The organism is Rhizobium sp. RU20A (assembly GCF_900155885.1).
Lineage (GTDB): Bacteria > Pseudomonadota > Alphaproteobacteria > Rhizobiales > Rhizobiaceae > RU20A.
Genome location: NZ_FTMB01000012.1, coordinates 1 through 18,392, shown reverse-complemented (window position 1 = coordinate 18,392; position 18,392 = coordinate 1). Strand labels below are relative to the sequence as shown.

The window sequence follows — 18,392 nt, the reverse complement described above, 5'->3', positions numbered from 1 at the left end:
TTTTCGGCACCGTGGCCCTCGCCGCCGGCGTCCTGCTGCCCGCCGGCGACGCCCATGCCTTCAAGCTGTTCGGCATGAACCTCTTCGGAAGCGAGGACGAGACGCCCGACGTCATCGACCCCGTGCGCTTTGCCCTGTCGCTGACGGTCAACGGCGGCGACGAGGATCTGAAGAGCGCCATTGAGAACGCGTCCCGCCTCTATCAGGGCAAGGACCAGCCGGTCTCCGGGGATCTCGGCCTTGCCGTCACCGCCCGCGACGACCGCGACCGCATCCTTGCCGCGCTTTACGAGAATGCCCGGTACGGCGGCACGGTCGAGGTGACCATTGCCGGTACGAACCTCGACAACCTCCCGCCCGACCCCGTCTTTGCCGATGGCGTGGCCGTGCCCGTCTCCATCGTCGTTGATGCCGGGCCGGTCTTCCGGCTGGGAACAGTGCGCTTCGAAGGCGATATCGCCAACCGCAACCCCGCGACCTATGGCCTGCCGGAAGGCGGCGAAGCTGGCTCAGCGGTGATCCTGAAGGCGGCAGAGCGTCTGCTTGCCGATCTCAAGGAAGAGGGGCGGCCCCTTGCGGAGATCACGCAGCGCACCGTCGTTGCCGACCACGCCACAAACACCGTCGATGTGACCATCGTGGCCAAGGGCGGTTCGATTGCCGATGTCGGCGACGTCAGCGTCAAGGGCACCGAGAGCGTCGACGCTGGCTTCGTCGCGGATTATTCCCGCCTCAATGCCGGCAAGCCCTACTCACCCGAAGATATTCGCCGTGCGGCCGAGCGCCTGCGCCAGCTCGGCGTCTTCTCGAGCGTGACGATCAAGGAGGCGACGCAACTCGCACCGAACGGCACGATTCCCATGACCATCCAGGTCTCGGAAGGCAAAATGCGCTATTTCGGCGTCGGCGCCCAGGTCTCTACCACGGACGGCGTCGGGCTGCAGGGCTACTGGGGGCACCGCAATCTTTTCGGCCGCGCCGAATCGCTGCGCATCGAAGGTTCGGTGAACCGGATCGGCGAGACCAAGGAGCTCGACAAGCTCGATTATTCGACGGCACTCCTGTTTTCCAAGCCGGGCGCCTTTGGTCCGGCCTCAACGTTTACGGCCAGCGTCAAAGCCTCGCTGCTCGACCCGGACGCCTACAAGGCGACGATCTTCAGCGGTGCGGCCGGCGCCACTTTTGAACTCAGCGACCGCGATACGGCCTCCGGCGGCGCTGATCTCACCTATGCCACGATCACCGACGCCTTCGGCAAGCGGAACTACCTGACGGCAAGCGTGCCGCTCGAATATGTGCGCGACACTCGCACCGACAAGCTGAACCCCACCGATGGCTACCGTATCTCGGTGAACGCACGGCCGAGCTACGAGATCGAGGCCGGCACCATCTTCTCCTCCTTCGAAACGAGCGCGGCCGGCTATTACAGCATCGACGCCGAGAACAAATTCGTGCTGGCGGGCAAGATCGCCGCCGGCACGCTGGTCGGCGGCTCGGGCCTTGCCGATATCCCGGCCGACCGGCGCTTCTATCTCGGCGGTGGCGGCTCGGTGCGCGGGTATGCCTATCAGGAAATCAGCCCGCGCAGGGCAGACGGTGCCATCACCGGCGGCCGCTCCTATGTCAGCGGCTCCGTGGAAGGCCGCATCGCGGTCACCGAAACGATCGGCGTCGTTCCCTTCGCCGATTTCGGCACGGTTTCGGCGGGATCGACGCCCGATTTCTCGGAACTTCGTGTCGGTGCCGGCGTCGGCCTTCGCTATGCAACCCCATTCGGCCCGATCAGGCTCGACGTCGCCGTGCCGCTCAACCCCTATCCGGGCGGCACGAGCTACGGCATCTATGCCGGCATCGGCCAATCCTTCTGATCGGATGAAACCTGAAAGCGTAAAGATGGCCGGGAACGGAACGCGCGGCCATGCGTTGACCGGTGTTGCGCATCAGGTGTTCGTCGCCCCCGCAAAGACGCAACCGCCGGGGGTGGAGCGCCGCGCGCTTTCATGGAAAAACCGCGATGAACGGCACGATGGACGCCGATTGATTCGGAAGCGGAAGGACGGACGAGCAGATGGGTCGAGGAATGGGGTGGATCGCGCGCGGCGTGCGTCTTTTGGGCTACACGCTGGTCATGCTCGTGATCCTTCTCCTGCCGGTCATCGGCTTTCTCGGGTTCACGGCTCCCGGTGCACGGCTGGTGGCAGGCCTGGTCGAAAAGGTCGCCGCGTCCGAAAACCTGGCGATCACCATCACCGACCCCTCCGCTCTCCTGACGGGCGACACCACCATCGGCGCCGTCACCATTGCCGATCGTGCCGGCGTCTACGCCGATCTGCGCAACCTTTCGATCAATTGGTCGCCCTCGGCACTTTTTTCCATGCGCTTTGCCGCGAGCACCGTTGCCGCCGAGACCGTCACGCTGACGCGTCTGCCGGAACCGGCGACGGAAACGGGCAGCGACAGCCAGTCCGCCGGCCTACCCGTCGAAATCGCCATCGATGACCTCAAGGTCGGCACGCTTACCATTAGCGAGGCGATCGCGCGCCGCGAGCAGGTCCTGTCTCTGGCCGGAAGGGTCGAGGCGACCCGCACGCGCATTGCCGCCAAGCTTGACCTGAACGAGAAGGCGCGGCCAGACGCACGCGCATCCGCCGATTTCGTCTACGATCCCGATGCGAATGCGCTGAAGATCGAAGCCAGCGTGGACGAGCCGAAGGACGGCATTCTCGCAGGCATGCTCGATCTTCCCGGCGGACCGGCCGTGCGCCTTGCCGTCACCGGCGACGGCCCGCTGTCGAACTGGGCAGGCCGCATCACCGGCGCCCTCGACGGCAGCGATATCGTCGGCCTTGATGCGACCCACAAGCTGGACAGCGCCAACCGCCACCTTGTGACCCTCAAAGGCGATGGCGCGCTCGATAGGCTGATGCCGCCAAGCCTCCGGCCGCTCTTTGCCGGCCAGACGACCATCGACCTCGCCGCCGCCATCGATCCCGCCGGCAGCATCGAGATTACCACGGGCACCATCGACAACGATGCGCTGACGCTGACGGCCGGCGGCACGGCTTCCACGAGCGGCAGCAACGATCTGCGCCTCTCGCTCGCCGGCAAGAGGGCCCCCGTCGACCTTCGCCTGCCGCTCTCCTCCGGCGAGCTTCGACTGCTGGCCCGCTCCGCCAACCTCTCGCTGATGGGGGATGCCAATGCCGCCATTCTCGATCTCGCCGCCGATCTTGCCTCGCTCAGCCACCCGCAGGCGAGCCTCGCCGATGTGACGCTGCATGCCTTCAGCGACGGTTTCAACCTCTCGACGCAGTCGGGTCCCGCACAACTGACGCTGGATATCGGTGGAGCCGGCTTTGCCGACCCGAACCTTGCCCGCCTCGTGCAGGCACCGCTCAAGGCCGTCGCCAAGCTCGCCGTCACCGCCGACACGGTCTCTGCTGAGCCGCTGACCATCGAAAGCCCCTCCATTGGCGGCTCCATCACCGGCTCGCTCGATCGTGCCAGCGGTGCCGTCACCGCCAATCTCAGCCTCTTTGCGGTTCCCGCCGTGCTGCCCCCGGATCTCGCCGCGAAGTTCGACACCACCATCGCGCTTGCCGCTGCCGTGACGACCAGCGACGGCCGGATCGACCTGAGAGATATCGCCATTGCCTCGGGTCCCGTCGAAGCGAACGGCACGGCCAGCCTTGCCGGCGATACGCTCGACGCCTCGATCTCCGGCACCGTGAAGGAGCTGAAGGCCTTTCTCGCAGATGCCGCAGGCACCGCAGACTTCACCGCCACCGTCTCGGGGCCCGTGAACGGCCTTTCCGTCGATGCCAACGTTACCGCCAGCGGCGTGACGCTGGCCGGCCGTACGCTGAGCGACTTCGACGCCAAGGCAAAGGCGGTGCTCAGCGCCAATGCGCCGACCGCCGACGTGACGGTCACGGGTGCGCTGGACGGACAGGTGATCGACATTGCGGCCGCCCTGCTGTCGGAAAACGGGACGCCGCGCATTCCCAAGCTCGACCTTACCATCGGCGACAACAAGGCAACCGGCAGCTTCACCTTCACGCCCGACTTCCGGCCAAATGGCGACATCAGCTTCAACCTGCCGGATCTTGGCTTGATCGCCGCGCTGGCCGGGCAGAAGGCGAGCGGCGATCTTGCCGGCTCCGCCCGCTTGACCAGCACGGATGGGCGTATAGCGCTCGATCTTCAGGCGAATGGCCAGCGCATCACACGCGACGACCTCCTCATCGAGCGTCCGCAGGTGAATGTGAAGGTCGATGACGTCGCGACATTGCGGGCCTCCGGCACTGTCACGGCCGAGCGACTGTCGGCCGGCGAAAACCGGCTCGTGGGACTGAAACTCGCCTTCACGCAGGAAAGTGCCGGCACCGGCCTGGACCTCACCGGCACCTATGACGGCGCACCGCTTGCGACCAAAGCCCGGATCGTGCCGGCTCCGAACAGCCTGACGATCGCGCTGGACAGCCTGACTGCCAGCCCGCGCCGCATTCCGCTGAGACTCGCCGCACCGACCACGATCCGCGTCGTCGACGGCACCGCCGTTCTGGACGGCGCGACCATCGCGGCTTCGGGCGGGGCGATCACCGTGACAGGCCGCGCCGGCCAAGCGCTCGATCTTGCGCTGGCGCTGAAATCTGTCCCGGCAGATCTCGTGAACGTCTTCGCCGCCGGCCTCGGCGCGGAAGGCTCGATCAGCGGCAATGTGACGGTGAAAGGAAGCGCTGCCGATCCGCGTGTCGGTTACGCCCTGTCTTGGGATGGCGCACGCGTCGCCGCAACCCGCGATGCCGGCCTTGGCGCCCTCGCTATTACCGCCGACGGCACCTTCGCCGGCGGCAAGGTGGATCTGAAGACCGCGATTTCCGGCAACGGCCTGTCGATCAATGGCGCCGGCAGCGTGACGACGACGGGCAACCGCCCTCTGGCGCTCACCTTCCAGGGCGACATTCCCTTCTCGCTGCTCAACGACATGCTCGCGGAGCGAGGCTACGACATCACAGGGTCCGGACGCGCCGACATCCGGATTGCCGGGACCGCGGCGTCGCCGCAGATCACCGGATCGATCGAGACATCAGGCGCCCGCCTCGTCGATGTCCGGCGCAATCTGGCCTTCAACGACATTTCCGGCCGAGTTGTCATGGACGGCACGCAGGCGCGCATCGAGCGCCTGACCGGCGCGCTTGGCAGCGGCGGCAGCGTGACCGTCACCGGCACGGTGGGCATCGCCTCCGGCTCCGGCATGCCCGCCGACATCGCCATCCGGCTGCAAAACGCGAAATACGTCGACGGCACGCTCTTCAATGCCACGCTCGACGGCGACATGACGCTGACGGGTCCGCTGGCGGCAACGCCGACGCTGGGCGGCACTGTCACCATCCGGAACGCGGCAGTCAGCATCCCGGAAAAGCTGCCGGCTTCCCTCTCGCAGATCGACATCAAGCATGAAAACGCACCGGCGGCCGTGCGGCAGATGGCCCGCGACATCGCCCGCGACGAACAGGAAGGCGGCGGCGGAGCATCCGGGACCATCGCCTTCGACCTCACAGTCACCTCGCCCGGACAGTTCTTCGTGCGTGGTCGCGGCATCGATGCGGAGCTTGGCGGTGCCCTGACGATCCGAGGCACGGCGCTCGCGCCGAGCGTTTCCGGCGGCTTCGACCTGCGCCGCGGGCGCCTCGAAATCCTCGGCAAACGCCTGAACTTCACCGAAGGCCGCATCGGCTTTGGCGGCGGCCTCGTGCCCACCATCGACCTCAAGGCGACATCAACGGCCGGTGCGACCACCGTCAGCGTGAACGTGGCGGGAACGGCCAACAATCCGACCGTCACCTTCGCCTCATCCCCGGCTCTGCCACAGGACGAGGTTCTGGCGCAGCTGATCTTCAATCGCTCGCTCTCGAACCTCTCTGCCCTCCAGATCGCACAGCTTGCCGCAGCCGTGAGCCAGCTCGCCGGCGGCGGCAACACTTCGCTGCTCGATGGCCTGCGCAACAAGCTCGGCGTCGATGATCTCGATGTGACGACGGACGAAAGCGGGGGTGCCTCCGTGCGGGCCGGCAAATATCTCAACGATCGCACCTATATCGAGCTGCAACAGGGTGCCGGCGCAAATTCGAGCAAGGCCACGATCAATCTTGATGTCGGCCGCGGCGTCAAGCTGCGCGGCGAAGCCGGCGCCGATGGCTCCGGCGCGGCGGGCATTTTCTACGAAAAGGAATACTGAACAGCCTGTCCGCGATGGTTCGGACACCTCTTCGCTCATTTTGCGCAATCGCCCTGTCGCATTTGCCTGATTTTCTGTCCGAATAGACAGAGTTTCATCTTTTGGCCGGCGCCCATGGCAGCGATAATGCGCGCAAGAGAAAAGATTTCTTGGAGGCAAGCGTGGCAGACATCACCCTCATTGGCGTTCCGATCGAGGAAGGCTCGGGCCGTCGCGGCTGCGCCATGGGCCCGGCAGCCCTGCGCATCGCCGGCATGGACGTCGTGCTCGAAGAACTTGGCTTTAGCGTTCACGATGCCGGTGACCTGCCGCGCACCGTCGCCGCCGATATCCCGGCAGCGGAGAAGACCAAGCGGCTTGATGTCATCGCCGGTTTCATCCGCGCCCTGGAAACGGCAACCTATGTGGCTGCGTCATCCGGCAGCATTCCCGTCATTCTGGGTGGGGACCACAGTCTTGCCATGGGCAGCGTCAGCGGCATGGCGCGCTATGCCGCCGCGCTCGACCGTCCCCTCTTCGTGCTCTGGCTCGATGCCCATGCCGATTTCAACACGCCCGAAACCTCACCCTCCGGCAATGTGCACGGCATGCCCGTCGCCTATTACTGCGGCAAGGCCGACCTCGGCGCCGTCCTGCCGGCCGACCGGCCCTTGGTGGATCCGACACGCGTCTTCCAGATCGGCATCCGCTCGGTCGATGCGGTCGAGCGCAAGCTTGTCGCCGAACACGGGGTCCGGGTCTTCGACATGCGCGCCATCGATGAGAACGGCATGGCCCACATCATGCGCGGCATCATCGAGGAAGTGGAAGCCGCGGGCGGCTTGCTGCATGTCAGCCTCGACGTCGATTTCCTCGACCCCGATGTCGCGCCCGGCGTCGGCACCACCGTGCCGGGCGGTGCCACCTTCCGCGAGGCGCACCTGGCGATGGAGATGCTGTGCGACAGCGGCCTGGTCTCCTGCGTCGACGTGGTGGAACTCAATCCTTTCCTCGACGATCGCGGCAAAAGCGCCCGCATCATGGTCGAACTGACCGCCAGCCTGTTTGGCCGGCGCATTCTTGATCGGCCGACGCGCGGCGCCTGAGCGCTGACGCGGGCAATCGCGATGCTCGCGGCTTGCGGGGGTATCGCGTTTGAAGGAAATTAACGAAATCGAGTCATTCTCTTGCCGATAGGACCACACGCGCGTCTTCCGCTCGCAGGAAAACCCGCGCAAAAGATGGGAAGAGAACCGATGACGACGAACAAGACCGCTGGCTTCGACCGGGAGACGCTGGAAATCATCGCCTTCCGTCTGCATGATCAGGAATTCTGTGTGAAGACGACCACGATCCGCGAAATCCGCGGCTGGGCGCCTTCGACGCCGATCCCGCACTCCCCGCCGGAAGTCATCGGCGTCATGAACCTGCGCGGCACGGTCATCCCGATCATCGACCTCGCCCACAAGCTCGGCATGACCAGCACGGTCGCCAACGAGCGCAGCGCGATCGTCGTTGCTGAAGTCCACAACATGGTCATCGGCCTCGTTGTTGACCGCGTCTCCGACATCCTCACGGTCCGCGCCTCCGAAGTGCAGCCGGTTCCGGAAGTCACGGCCTCCTTCGACAAGAGCTTTGCCGAAGGCATCATTGCCAACGAACACGGCATGATCTGCTTCCTGAACCTGTCGCGCATGTTCAAGGAACGCGAAATCGACGATCTCGCCGCGTAATTCGCCGGCAGACGCTACGAAACGAGAAGGCCCCGGCGGTCACAGCCAGGGCCTTCTCGTTGCATGTTTCGAGAAGCTTTCTCAGCTTGCCAGACGCTGGATATCGGCGGCGCGCGCATAGCAGCGGCCGAAGCGGTTGGCGAGGAACTGATCGAGCCGGATCTCCTCCTGCCGCACGAAGCCGGCATGGGCGATGTCGCCATGGGCAAGCATGTCGAGCACCGCGCAGATGCTGGAAGCCGTGGTGATCTGGATCGCGCTCGTCATTTCGCCCGCCAGCACATCCCCATAGATCTTGTGGGCATAGGTATCCTGCATGAGGCGACCGTCCCTGAGGCCGGAGGCCGTCACGAAGATGATCACCACATCCTGGATCGTCGCCGGCAGAGAATTTTCCAGAATATCCTTCAGCACCTCGCGTCGGTTCTTGAGGCCGAGATCATGCAGCAGGGCATGCATGATGGCCGCATGGCCGGGATAACGGATCGTGCGGTAGTTCAGCGTCTTCACCTTGCCAGCGAGCGTCTCGCACAGCGTGCCGAGACCGCCCGATGTGTTGAACGCCTCGTAGGTGACGCCGTCGAGCGCGAATTCCTCGCGCCCTTCAAGCGCCGCGACCTCGGTCAGATGCCCATCGACGATCGCCTCGCAAGGTTCGATATATTCGTTGATGACGCCGTCCGTACTCCAGGTCAAATTATAGTTGAGCGCGTTGGAGGGATATTGCGGCAAGGCTCCGACCCGAAGTCGCAGGCTCTCCACCCGATCGAAACGCCGGGCGAGATCCTGTGCGACGATGGAGATGAAGCCGGGCGCAAGCCCGCACTGCGGGATGAAACTCGTCTTCGCCCCCTCGGCGATCTCTCGGATGCGGCGCGTGGAGGCGACGTCTTCGGTGAGGTCGAGATAGTGAACGCCGGCGCGCGCTGCGGCCTCGGCAATGGCGACGGTGAGATGGAAGGGCGCGGCACTGAGCACGGCGAAAGCGCCGTCAAGTGCCGCCACGAGCCTGTCGGCATCCGCGATATCGACGACCCGCGCCTCAATGTTCTTGTGCCCCGCAAAGGCAGCAATCTGGTCCACGCCGCGATCCAGCACCACCACGCGATAATCGCCCGATGCGGCCAGAATCCGCGCAATGGTGTAACCGATCTTCCCGGCACCGACGACAACGATGGTCTTCATAGATACTTCCCCCTAACTGAGGGGACCATGATGACGGTGAAGAGAGTTGATTCACAGCACCGCATTGTTCAATATCACGGTCCAGATCAGCATATCGCCGAAGGAAATGATCGAAATGTCCGTCACCGAGAGGGATCGCGAGTTGTTGTCGCTGCTGCAGGAAAATGCACGCATGCCGACCGCGACCATCGCCCGCCGGCTTGGGCTGTCGCGCACCACCGTACAGGCCCGCCTGGAGCGGCTGGAGCGCGACGGCGTCATCACCGGCTACGGCGTCCGCCTCTCGGACGGCTACAGCGCCGCCATGGTCCGCGCCCATGTGCTGATCACCATCGCCCCGCGCGCGCTCGGCCTTGCCGTAAAAGCCCTCTCGGGGATCCGCGCCGTGCGCACCCTGCATTCCGTCAGCGGCCACTACGACCTAATCGCCATCGTCGAAGCGCCGTCGGTCCACGAACTCGACGGTGTGATCGACACGATCGGCGCGCTGGACGGGGTGGAGAAGACCCAGTCATCCATCATTCTCTCCACCCGGATCGATCGCTGAACTGCCTCGTCCACCCGCAACCACTCCATTGCAGATGCACAGTCGCCAGCGCCCACGGCGCCGAGTGAAGTCCGGGTGCGGCAGCATCATTGCTGCGCAACGCAAAACGGCCGGGACAAGCCCGGCCGTTCGCCAAAATTTTGAGGTCTCGCCTTAGAAGCCGGTGCCGCCACGCAGTTCGTTGACCAGCGTGCGGAACATGATCTTGATGTCGAGCAGAACGGAGAAGTTGCGGACATATTCGACATCGCAGAAGACGCGGCGAACGGCCGTCAGGCGATGGTCGGTCGGGCCGCGAAGGCCGCGGGCCTGGGCCAGACCCGTGAGGCCGGGACGCATCAGATGGCGGAATTCGTAGCCTTCAACCAGTTCGGCATAGTCAACACCGGCAGCCAGCATATCCGGAACATGCGGACGCGGGCCGACCAGCGACATGTCGCCGACAAGCACGTTCCACAGCTGCGGAAGCTCATCGAGGTTGGTCTTGCGAAGCACACGGCCGATGCGCGTGATGCGCGGATCGTTGCTCACCGTCTGGCGAACGCCGCTGTTGTCGCACAGGTCCGTGTACATGGACCGGAACTTGTAGATCTCGAACGGAGCCTCGTTAAGGCCGGTCCGCAACTGGCGGAAGAACACCGGACCGCGGCTCTCGAGCTTGATGAGTGCGGCGACGGCAAGAAGCAGCGGCGACAGCACCAGAAGGCCGAGGAAAGCGCCGCAAATATCCATTATGCGCTTCAGCGCAAGTTGCAGAGGCTTTGCCGGGGCGGCGACCGGCGTAATGCGGAAGCTGCGGACCGGACGACGATCCTCAAAGCTCGACAGTCGAACCGGCGCTGCGGATACGCTCACACCACCGACCACGCCATCGACCGAAATCACTGCACTATTTTGAAGAACCAGATTTTCGCTCATGCCGCACAAACTCCCAAAACACACCCGCCCACGTCTGGCGACGCGATAAAGGCCGCAAAATATGAATTCTCGAAATCACTTGCACCATGCGGGCGAGAGCCCGAAATCAATTCCCGAAAAATATTGAGACATCAGGGAAAAACACAGTCGAACAGCGCCGCGTCTTCCATCGAATGCCCGTTTTAATCGTTTATTAAAGATAACCCTCTTTGACAAGTGTCATTGCCGCATATCTGACCTGCATAGTTAATCTGCATCAATTTTAATCGTGCCATTTTTGGGCCAATACTCGCGGCCGCCGCCATTCAGCGTTCTGAGGGTGCCTTTCCTGTCGCAGAGGGTGTCCCATTATGGGACAACGACATGAACACGGGAAGATTGGCACGCAGCGCGGGCGGCAGACGAATGTCGCTTTCACCCTGCAGGTAAGGCAACCAGCGGTCGCGATCGAAATAGGCGTCGAATGGAAATTCCGGCTTCGGGCGCACCAGTTCTGCGGCGTAGAAGTTATAACGCGGCACGTCCCCCATCTCGCGTTTCATGGAAAGGCGGCTGCCGAAACGCGTCATGTTGAATTCTTCAAGCCCGGCGATCCGCTGGGTGATTTCGCCGCTATTGTCCCAACGCACAAATCGCAGGAAGACATCGGCGGCCCTGACAGCCAGCGACAGGGTCTCAAGCCGGTCTTCCGGGCGCTCGATGTTGATTTTGACGCGAAATGACTCCACGCGGTTGTCTTTTCCGTCGACGCGGATGAAGACGAAAATGGAGGACTTCGGTGTCTCGTCATCCCCACCGGAGCCAACCGTCTTCAGCACCGAGCATTCCCATCCCTGGCGGGCAAAGGCCTTCTGACGCTCCATCTGCGAAAAGCCCGCTTCCCTCAGCCGGTCGCAGATCGCCTCCGGGGGCAGCAGGATAACACGGGAAAAACCCTGCTCCGGCACACCGAAATCGGCAAAAAGGAGGGATGGAAGCGCTACCACCTTGGGGCGAACATCGGTCGGGGCGGTCTGAGGCCCCTGCGGAAGCCGTGCGCCGTTTCTCTCCGGGACGTGGGTGAGCTCGACACCAAAATGAAGCAGAAGCTGGCGAAGATTACGCTTGTCATTGGCAAGCAGAAAGGTCGCCCCGATTGCGATGATGATCGCAGCCAGCAAAGCAAGAAAGAAGAATTGGGGCGACTTCAGGCTCATGGTCGCGATGTCGCCTGCTTTTGCGGCGAGCGCAAGGCCGGCTGGCAATCGCCGGCGTATCAGCGCGCCTCGTCTATCCGAACGCGACCGAGGCGGGCCAGAACGACGATCCCCAGGAGAATCAGCGGCCAGGCAAGGCACAAGGCAAGTCCGGCGACACGCTCCCAATCCCAGGCGCGCTCGCGCACATGCCCTTCCTGGAATGTATTGTGAAGGAACACGAGCGCAATGAGGCTGTAGGCGACGAGCGCCACCGTCGAAAACGTCACCGCATCCCCCGAAAATGCATCAAACTTCGCGATCATGTCACGATTCGGGCTCGCTCCAAAGCGCCGCGTTCCGCTCGCCCGACAGGGCCTCATGGAGACGGGCCGCCTCATTGCCGAGAATGCGGTGACGGGGCGTGCCGAGATAGTAGCCATAGCCGGTCGATAAACGGCGATTGCCGACCGGCACCAGACGTCCGTCCGCGAGATACTCCTCGATAAGGCCCAGGCTGCCGAGCGCCACACCATCGCCCTTCAAAGCCGCATCGATGGCCATGACATAGGTGGAGAACGTGTAGCGCGGCGCAAACCGAGGCGGCCGCCGCTCGCTGGCAACCTGTGCGAACCACTGGCGAAACGAGACCCAGTGCGCATTGAAGCGGTCGTAATCGATAAGGTCGAGGCCCGCGATGTCGTCGACCCCCACGGTTGGCGCATCAAGGCCCTTCGCCGCCACATAGTCCGGCGCGGCGACGGGCATCAGCACTTCCGGCATCAGCGGCGCCAAGTTCCAGCGCGGATGCTCGCCTGCCGCATAGAGAATGACGAGATCATTGCTCTCCGCCGCAAGATCGGCCGGTGCATCCGAGGTGAGGAGACGCAGCGAAATGCCGGGATGCGCCTTGCCGAATTCGCGCAGCCGTCGGCCAAGCCACAGATGCGACACCGCACCGCTCGCCGCGATCGCAACGGTCTGTGTGCCCGTGGCGCGAAACGGCTCCAGGCTCTCCTCGAGATAGTCCAGCGAGGCCCGGACACGACGAAACAGCCGCTCGCCCGCCGCCGTCAGCGCAAGGTTTTTTCCCCGGCGCGTGAAGAGGGATGCGCCAAGGTGATCCTCCAGCGTCTTGATGCGTCGGCTGACGGCCGCCTGGGTGATGGCAAGTTCCCGACCCGCGCGCGAAAAATTCATGTGCCGACAGGCAGCATCGAAAACCCGGAAGGCTTCCAGCGGAATACGCTCCAGCATGCTTCATAACCTCAGATCATCAAAAATGCCGAAAAGGCAATGGATTTGAAAATATCAGATTGTGATGCAGGGTACAGAAAAACCTGATCGCCGGGAGCCCGCTACCTTGTCCTTCACCCTTTCCGCCATTCCCGAAATCCGCTTCGGTGCCGGCCTGATCGACGGCCTTCCGGACGCCGCCCGGTCCCTTGGCGCCACGCGCGCCATCATCGTCATGGACGGTTTCCTCGCCGCCTCCGGGCTTGGCGAAAAGGTCCTGTCGGGCTTGAGCGCGGCCGGAGTGCCGGCCGTCTTGTTTTCTGATTTTTCGGGCGAGCCGAAGATTGCCCACCTGCGCGCCGCCACGACAGCCGCTGCCGGCGCCGATCTTGTGATCGGCATCGGCGGCGGCTCGGCACTGGACATCGCCAAGATCGTCGCCTGCACGGCGGCGTCGGGCGAAGACCCCATGCATTATGCGCTCGCGGCCAATCCCCTGCCCACCCGCCCCTTGAAGAAGATTATGGTGCCGACCACGGCCGGCACGGGTTCGGAAACCTCCGCCACCAACATCTTCGCCGGCCCGGAAGGCAAGAAGCTCTGGATCTGGGGCGCGGAAACCAAGGCAGACCTCGTCCTTCTCGACCCCGCCCTCACGGTCAGCCTGCCGGCCAGTCTCACCGCCTGGTGCGGGCTCGACGCCTTCGTTCACGCCTTCGAGGCTGCCACGAACCGCAATGCCCATGCCGGCGTGCTGCTCCATGCCCATGAGGCCATGCGGCTCATCTCTGGCGCGCTTCCCGCCGCGATCGCCAATCCCGAAGATCTGGAGGCGCGCGGCCGCATGCTGCTCGGCTCGTGCTATGCCGGCATCGCCATCGACAATTGCGGCACGGCCATCGCCCACAATATCAGCCACGCTCTCGCCGGCCTCGCGCCCATCCACCACGGCCTTGCCACCGCGCTCGCCTTCGAGGCGACGCTGGACTGGCTGGTCGAGGTCGACACGCCGCACCTCAACGCCTCCGCCACAGCGCTCGGCCTCGCGAGCGCCGCTGCCCTGCCGGCCTTCGTGACCCGCCTGATGGACGAGAGTGGCTTGAAGCGCATGCTGCCTGCCGTCTTCGGCGCCCATGATGCCGCAGCGCTCGCTGCCGAGATGCGGGCCCCGGAAAACCAGCCGATGCGCCGTTCGACCATACGCGACGTGACCGACGCCGATATCGACCATTTCGCCGCCACGATGATGAGCCTGCCGAGGCACACCGCCTGACGTCCCACTGGAGGAGACCAAGAATGACCACGCAATATACCCGCGCCCACTGGGAAGACCGCCTCGCCACCCTCACGCCGGAAGGCCGCCACTTCATTGATGGCCGCCATGCGGATGCCGAAGGCGGCGCAACCTTCACCCGCACCCGCCCGATGGACGGCAAGCCCGGCGCCATCCTCGCGCGCGGCACGGCCGCCGACATCGACCGCGCGGTCAAAAGCGCGCGTCAGGCTTTTGAAGCCGGTGTCTGGCGTCACAAGGAGCCACTGGAAAAGAAGAGGATCATGCTGAAATGGGCGGAATTGATCCGCGCGAACGGCGAGGAACTGGCGCTTCTCGAAACGCTCGACGTCGGCAAGCCGGTCATGGCCTCGCTCACCGTCGACGTGCGCCTTTGCGCCGATGGCATCCAGTTCTATGGCGAGATGATCGACAAGCTCTATGACGAGATCGCGCCCACCGGCCCCAATGCCCGCGCACTCGTTCGCAAGGTGCCGCTCGGCGTGATCGGCGCCATCACGCCCTGGAACTATCCGATGATCATCGACGCCTGGAAGCTCGGGCCCGCCATCGCCGCCGGCAATTCCGTCGTGCTGAAGCCGGCCGAACAGTCCTCGCTCTCGGCCATCCGTCTTGCCGAACTCGCCATCGAAGCGGGCATCCCCGCAGGGGTCTTCAACGTCGTGACCGGCTACGGCGAAGAGACCGGCAAGCCGCTGGCGCTGCACATGGATGTCGACATGATCGCCTTTACCGGCTCCACCGAGGTCGGCAAACTGATCATGGGCTATGCGGCCCAGTCCAACATCAAGCGTGTGGCGCTGGAACTGGGCGGCAAGTCGCCGCTCGTCGTCTTCGCCGATGCCGATCTCGATGCCGCCGCATCCGCCGCCGCCTGGGGCTGCTTCTACAATTCCGGCGAGACCTGCCACGCCTCGACCCGCCTCATCGTCGAGCGCTCCGTTCAGGATGCCCTGATCGAGAAGATCCGCGCCGTCACAGCCCGCGACATCACCCTTGCCCACCCCTTCGAGCCAGCCGCCCAGATCGGCGCGCTGATCGAGGAAGCCCACATGGACAAGGTCCTATCGATGATCGCCGCCGGCGAGAAGGAGGGCGCGCGCCGCGCCTTCGGTGCCGAGCGGGTGCTGAACGAGACCGGCGGCTTCTACGTCTCCCCGGGCGTCTTCGTCGACATGACCAACGACATGTCGCTCGCCCGGCAGGAAATCTTCGGCCCGGTGCTCGCCGCCATCCCCTTCGACACCGAGGAGCAAGCGCTTACCCTCGCCAACGACACGATCTACGGCCTGGCCGGCGCCGTCTTTACCCGAGACATGGGCCGCGCCCATCGCATGTCCGAGGCGATCCATGCCGGCACGGTCTGGATCAACACCTACGACATGTCGAACTTCTCGACCCCCTTCGGCGGCTTCAAGCAGTCAGGCTTCGGCCGCGACCGCTCGGTCCATGCCATCGACAAATATTGCGACTACAAGACAATCTGGCAGCAGTTCTGAGGAGTCATCCATGAGCCGCATCGCCTCCATCGCCATCACCCACCATCGCCTGCCCCTTGATCCGCCCTTCAAGGCGAGCTGGGACGGCCGCGCCCGCCGGCATTTCGATGCCACCATCGTGCGGGTCACCGATGACGAGGGCCGCGTCGGGATCGGCTCAGGCGACCTGATGAAGGGCTTCGAGGGCCACGAGGACCTCTTCATCGGCGAGGACCCGCGCCATCTCGAACGCCATTACGAAGTGCTCTCCCATATCAACTTCCACTATGGCCGCTGCTGGCCGATGGATCTCGCGCTCTGGGACCTCGCCGGCAAGATCACCGGCGAACCCGTTTGGCGCATGCTGGGCGGCCGCGCCGCGAAGGTCCGCCTCTACGCCTCCTCCGGCGTTCTGCGCGAACCTGCCGCCATGGCGGAGCAGGCGGAGCGCTATGTGGCGGAAGGCTTCCCGGCCATGAAGGTGCGGTTTTCCTCCTCCGCCGGCGGACGCAGCAGCTGGAAGGACGACGTCAAGGCGCTGGAAGCCATCCGCGCCCGCGTTGGCGACCGGCTGGAACTGATGGTGGACTGCAATCAGGGTTGGCGCATGCCCTGGGATACGAGCCATCCCTGGACCTACAAGGACGCGCTCGCCGTCGCCCGCGAACTGGAGCGCCTCGGCGTCTACTGGATGGAGGAGCCGCTCTTCCGCTCCGATCGCGAAGGCATGCGTCGCCTCTCCGACGCCACCGGCATTCGCATCGCCGGCGGCGAGATGACCCGCGAACTCTATGAATTCCGCGACATCATCGAGCGCCGCGCCTTTGATGTCATCCAGCCGGATGTGGCACTCGTCGGCGGCATCACCGGCTGCCGCCGCCTCGTCTACCAGGCCCGCGAGGCCGGCATCCTCTTCACGCCGCATTCCTGGACGAATGGCATAGGCGTTCTCGCCAACGCCCACCTGACGGCCGGCGTCGGCGATGCGCCCTTCCTCGAATATCCCTACGACAATCCGGAATGGAGCGAAGCACGCCGCGACTATCCGATGGCAAGCCCGCTGAAGCACGAGAACGGCTGGCTCGACCTCGGCGAAGCGCCGGGCCTCGGCATCACGCTGGACGAGGAACGGCTGGCCGCGACCCGGATCGGCTGATCCCGGGTTTATCGCGTTGGAAAACGAAACAGGTCCGCATCCGGGTCATCATGCCCGTCGATGCGGGCCGCGATGATCTCCGAGGCGATCTGGCTGAAGGTAATGCCATTGCCGCCAAAGCCCATCACGGCATGCACATTGTTCGTTCCCGAGAGCGTGTCGATGAAGGGCAGACCCGTATCCGTCGTGCCGAACGCCGCCGACCACGCGAAGGCCGGGCGCCCCATGTCGATACCGGTCAGGGCCTCGAATTTTTCCCGCACCCGCGCCGCCTTCCTGGCCATGCGCGCCTCGTCGAGATAGGCATCGGAGCTCTCCTCGTCCTCACCGCCGATGATAAGGCGCCCCTCGGGTCCGAGGCGAAAATAGAGATAGGGATCTGATGCCTCCCAGACGATGTGGTCGGCCAGCCAGTCGGGGAGGGCAAGCTTCGGGCGGCTGGCGAAGGCCCAGGTCGAGACGATCGCATGTCGCCGGCTCTCGAGCGGCTTCAGGAATTCGTAGCCGGTGCAGAACACCACATGCGCCGCCTCGATCAACGCCCCGGCCGACGTCGCGACCGCAACCCGGTCGCCGAGGGACCGGACATCGGTGATCTCGACCTCCGAGACGATCTCCGCGCCGTTTCCGGCGGCCGCGCGCAGCAGACCGGCGGCGAGCTGCGCCGGATTGGCGGAGGCCGAGATGTCGCTGACGATGCCGCCGTCCCGCTTCAATCCGAATCGCGCGTCAACACCATCGGCATCGAGATGCTCGGCGGCAAGGCCGGCCTTCCGCCGCGCCGCAGCCTCCTTGCCGAGCGCCGCGCCGTCCATCTCGTCTCCCGCCAGGAGCAGCGTCGCGCGCCGCTCGAAGCTGCAGGCGATGTCGAGATCGCGCACCAGCCTTTCGAGACGCAGGACTGCCCCTGCCGAACGCTGCCAGGCGCGCCGCGCCCGCGCCACGCCAATCATGCCGGAAAGCGCCGTGAGGGGAATGTCGATCTCGTGCTGGATCATGGCCGTGCTCGCCATTGTCGATCCGCCGAGCGGCTTTCTGCGGTCGATCACCAGCACCGGCCGGTCCGGCCGCGCCACGGCCTGCGCCACCAGCGCGCCGCTGATGCCGGCGCCGACGACGATCGTGTGGTAGGTCTGTCGCGACGGCTTGCCGCGCGTGCGCACCGATATGCGCGCCGTCTCGGCCCACAGCGGCTGGCTGGCGCGCAGCGTCCGCTGCTTCGTCATCTCGTCCATCATATCCCCCTGCCACTTCGGCGCTCCGCGCAGCATCGCGGCGCCCGGCGCTTCGGTAACGCGAAGAGAACGATCCGGTTCCTGAGCTAAGGACGAATGAGGAAAACACAAAGGGTCACACCCCCCTTGACGCGGCAAGGCCGGCGTTTTTGGCGCCGGCCTTGTTTTGCTCATCGGTGTGTCGTCGGTGTTGTCGTGGCGTTTGTTATTTCTGC

At 64.6% G+C, this 18,392-nt stretch carries 14 protein-coding genes; 8 read left to right on the top strand and 6 right to left on the bottom strand.

Annotated elements, in window-relative coordinates; translation table 11 throughout:
- Nucleotides 1-74: 74 nt before the first annotated feature.
- The 4 genes from F3H41_RS19495 to F3H41_RS19480 all read left to right on the top strand — a co-directional run bounded on the left by F3H41_RS19495 (nt 75) and on the right by F3H41_RS19480 (nt 7,953).
- Complete coding sequence (locus F3H41_RS19495) at nt 75-1,868, top strand: autotransporter assembly complex family protein (protein WP_244616286.1); 1,794 nt, start codon at nt 75-77, stop codon at nt 1,866-1,868.
- A 200-nt stretch (nt 1,869-2,068) separates the two neighbouring features.
- Nucleotides 2,069-6,241, top strand: coding sequence for a translocation/assembly module TamB domain-containing protein (locus F3H41_RS19490; protein ID WP_149740363.1), 4,173 nt, complete (start codon nt 2,069-2,071; stop codon nt 6,239-6,241).
- Between the two features lie 161 nt (nt 6,242-6,402).
- On the top strand, nt 6,403-7,326 hold the full coding sequence (gene rocF, locus F3H41_RS19485; RefSeq protein WP_149740362.1) for an arginase: 924 nt from the start codon (nt 6,403-6,405) through the stop codon (nt 7,324-7,326).
- Nucleotides 7,327-7,476: 150 nt separating this feature from the next.
- Entirely contained in the window at nt 7,477-7,953 is a 477-nt protein-coding gene (locus tag F3H41_RS19480) for a chemotaxis protein CheW (protein WP_149740361.1), read from the top strand.
- An 81-nt stretch (nt 7,954-8,034) separates the two neighbouring features.
- On the opposite strand, the gene F3H41_RS19475 is transcribed toward F3H41_RS19480, so the two are convergent.
- Nucleotides 8,035-9,138 carry a saccharopine dehydrogenase family protein gene (locus F3H41_RS19475; RefSeq protein ID WP_149740360.1) on the bottom strand — a complete coding sequence of 368 codons (1,104 nt, stop codon included), beginning with the start codon at nt 9,136-9,138 and terminating at the stop codon, nt 8,035-8,037.
- Nucleotides 9,139-9,253: 115 nt separating this feature from the next.
- Here F3H41_RS19475 and F3H41_RS19470 point away from each other — a divergent pair, with 115 nt between their 5' ends.
- Nucleotides 9,254-9,685 carry an Lrp/AsnC family transcriptional regulator gene (locus F3H41_RS19470; RefSeq protein WP_149740359.1) on the top strand — a complete coding sequence of 144 codons (432 nt, stop codon included), beginning with the start codon at nt 9,254-9,256 and terminating at the stop codon, nt 9,683-9,685.
- Nucleotides 9,686-9,838: 153 nt separating this feature from the next.
- On the opposite strand, the gene F3H41_RS19465 is transcribed toward F3H41_RS19470, so the two are convergent.
- The 4 genes from F3H41_RS19465 to F3H41_RS19450 all read right to left on the bottom strand — a co-directional run bounded on the left by F3H41_RS19465 (nt 9,839) and on the right by F3H41_RS19450 (nt 13,035).
- A complete protein-coding gene (locus F3H41_RS19465) occupies nt 9,839-10,603 on the bottom strand; it encodes a sugar transferase (RefSeq protein WP_348532501.1) in 765 nt (254 codons plus the stop codon).
- Between the two features lie 305 nt (nt 10,604-10,908).
- Nucleotides 10,909-11,799 carry a DUF6030 family protein gene (locus tag F3H41_RS19460; protein WP_149740358.1) on the bottom strand — a complete coding sequence of 297 codons (891 nt, stop codon included), beginning with the start codon at nt 11,797-11,799 and terminating at the stop codon, nt 10,909-10,911.
- Nucleotides 11,800-11,858: 59 nt separating this feature from the next.
- The gene (locus F3H41_RS19455; RefSeq protein ID WP_149740357.1) at nt 11,859-12,104 is read right to left on the bottom strand and encodes a hypothetical protein; all 246 of its coding nucleotides are present in this window, start codon (nt 12,102-12,104) and stop codon (nt 11,859-11,861) included.
- A gap of 1 nt (nt 12,105) precedes the next feature.
- Nucleotides 12,106-13,035, bottom strand: coding sequence for a LysR substrate-binding domain-containing protein (locus F3H41_RS19450; RefSeq protein ID WP_149740356.1), 930 nt, complete (start codon nt 13,033-13,035; stop codon nt 12,106-12,108).
- Nucleotides 13,036-13,141: 106 nt separating this feature from the next.
- On the opposite strand from F3H41_RS19450, the gene F3H41_RS19445 reads away from it, so the two are divergent.
- From F3H41_RS19445 to F3H41_RS19435, 3 genes are read left to right on the top strand one after another with little or no spacing between them, the layout of a single operon-like run.
- Nucleotides 13,142-14,287 (top strand): iron-containing alcohol dehydrogenase, encoded by a 1,146-nt coding sequence (locus F3H41_RS19445; RefSeq protein ID WP_149740355.1) that lies wholly within the window; start codon nt 13,142-13,144, stop codon nt 14,285-14,287.
- 23 nt (nt 14,288-14,310) lie between these two features.
- Nucleotides 14,311-15,807, top strand: coding sequence for an aldehyde dehydrogenase (locus F3H41_RS19440; RefSeq protein WP_149740354.1), 1,497 nt, complete (start codon nt 14,311-14,313; stop codon nt 15,805-15,807).
- Between the two features lie 10 nt (nt 15,808-15,817).
- Nucleotides 15,818-16,942: a mandelate racemase/muconate lactonizing enzyme family protein gene (locus tag F3H41_RS19435; RefSeq protein ID WP_149740353.1), complete on the top strand. Its 1,125-nt coding sequence runs from the start codon at nt 15,818-15,820 to the stop codon at nt 16,940-16,942.
- A gap of 8 nt (nt 16,943-16,950) precedes the next feature.
- Here the strand turns inward: F3H41_RS19435 and F3H41_RS19430 are convergent, their stop codons facing one another.
- Complete coding sequence (locus F3H41_RS19430) at nt 16,951-18,177, bottom strand: FAD-binding oxidoreductase (RefSeq protein ID WP_244616283.1); 1,227 nt, start codon at nt 18,175-18,177, stop codon at nt 16,951-16,953.
- Between the last annotated feature and the right edge of the window lie 215 nt (nt 18,178-18,392).

What these genes read in the sequence shown, in the direction of transcription:
- F3H41_RS19495 (WP_244616286.1), top strand. Translation starts at nt 75, where the DNA reads ATGAACCTCTTCGGAAGCGAGGACGAGACGCCCGACGTCATCGACCCC.
- F3H41_RS19490 (WP_149740363.1), top strand. Translation starts at nt 2,069, where the DNA reads ATGGGTCGAGGAATGGGGTGGATCGCGCGCGGCGTGCGTCTTTTGGGC.
- F3H41_RS19480 (WP_149740361.1), top strand. Translation starts at nt 7,477, where the DNA reads ATGACGACGAACAAGACCGCTGGCTTCGACCGGGAGACGCTGGAAATC.
- F3H41_RS19475 (WP_149740360.1), bottom strand. Translation starts at nt 9,138, where the DNA reads ATGAAGACCATCGTTGTCGTCGGTGCCGGGAAGATCGGTTACACCATT.
- F3H41_RS19470 (WP_149740359.1), top strand. Translation starts at nt 9,254, where the DNA reads ATGTCCGTCACCGAGAGGGATCGCGAGTTGTTGTCGCTGCTGCAGGAA.
- F3H41_RS19465 (WP_348532501.1), bottom strand. Translation starts at nt 10,603, where the DNA reads ATGAGCGAAAATCTGGTTCTTCAAAATAGTGCAGTGATTTCGGTCGAT.
- F3H41_RS19460 (WP_149740358.1), bottom strand. Translation starts at nt 11,799, where the DNA reads ATGAGCCTGAAGTCGCCCCAATTCTTCTTTCTTGCTTTGCTGGCTGCG.
- F3H41_RS19455 (WP_149740357.1), bottom strand. Translation starts at nt 12,104, where the DNA reads ATGATCGCGAAGTTTGATGCATTTTCGGGGGATGCGGTGACGTTTTCG.
- F3H41_RS19450 (WP_149740356.1), bottom strand. Translation starts at nt 13,035, where the DNA reads ATGCTGGAGCGTATTCCGCTGGAAGCCTTCCGGGTTTTCGATGCTGCC.
- F3H41_RS19440 (WP_149740354.1), top strand. Translation starts at nt 14,311, where the DNA reads ATGACCACGCAATATACCCGCGCCCACTGGGAAGACCGCCTCGCCACC.
- F3H41_RS19435 (WP_149740353.1), top strand. Translation starts at nt 15,818, where the DNA reads ATGAGCCGCATCGCCTCCATCGCCATCACCCACCATCGCCTGCCCCTT.
- F3H41_RS19430 (WP_244616283.1), bottom strand. Translation starts at nt 18,177, where the DNA reads ATGGACGAGATGACGAAGCAGCGGACGCTGCGCGCCAGCCAGCCGCTG.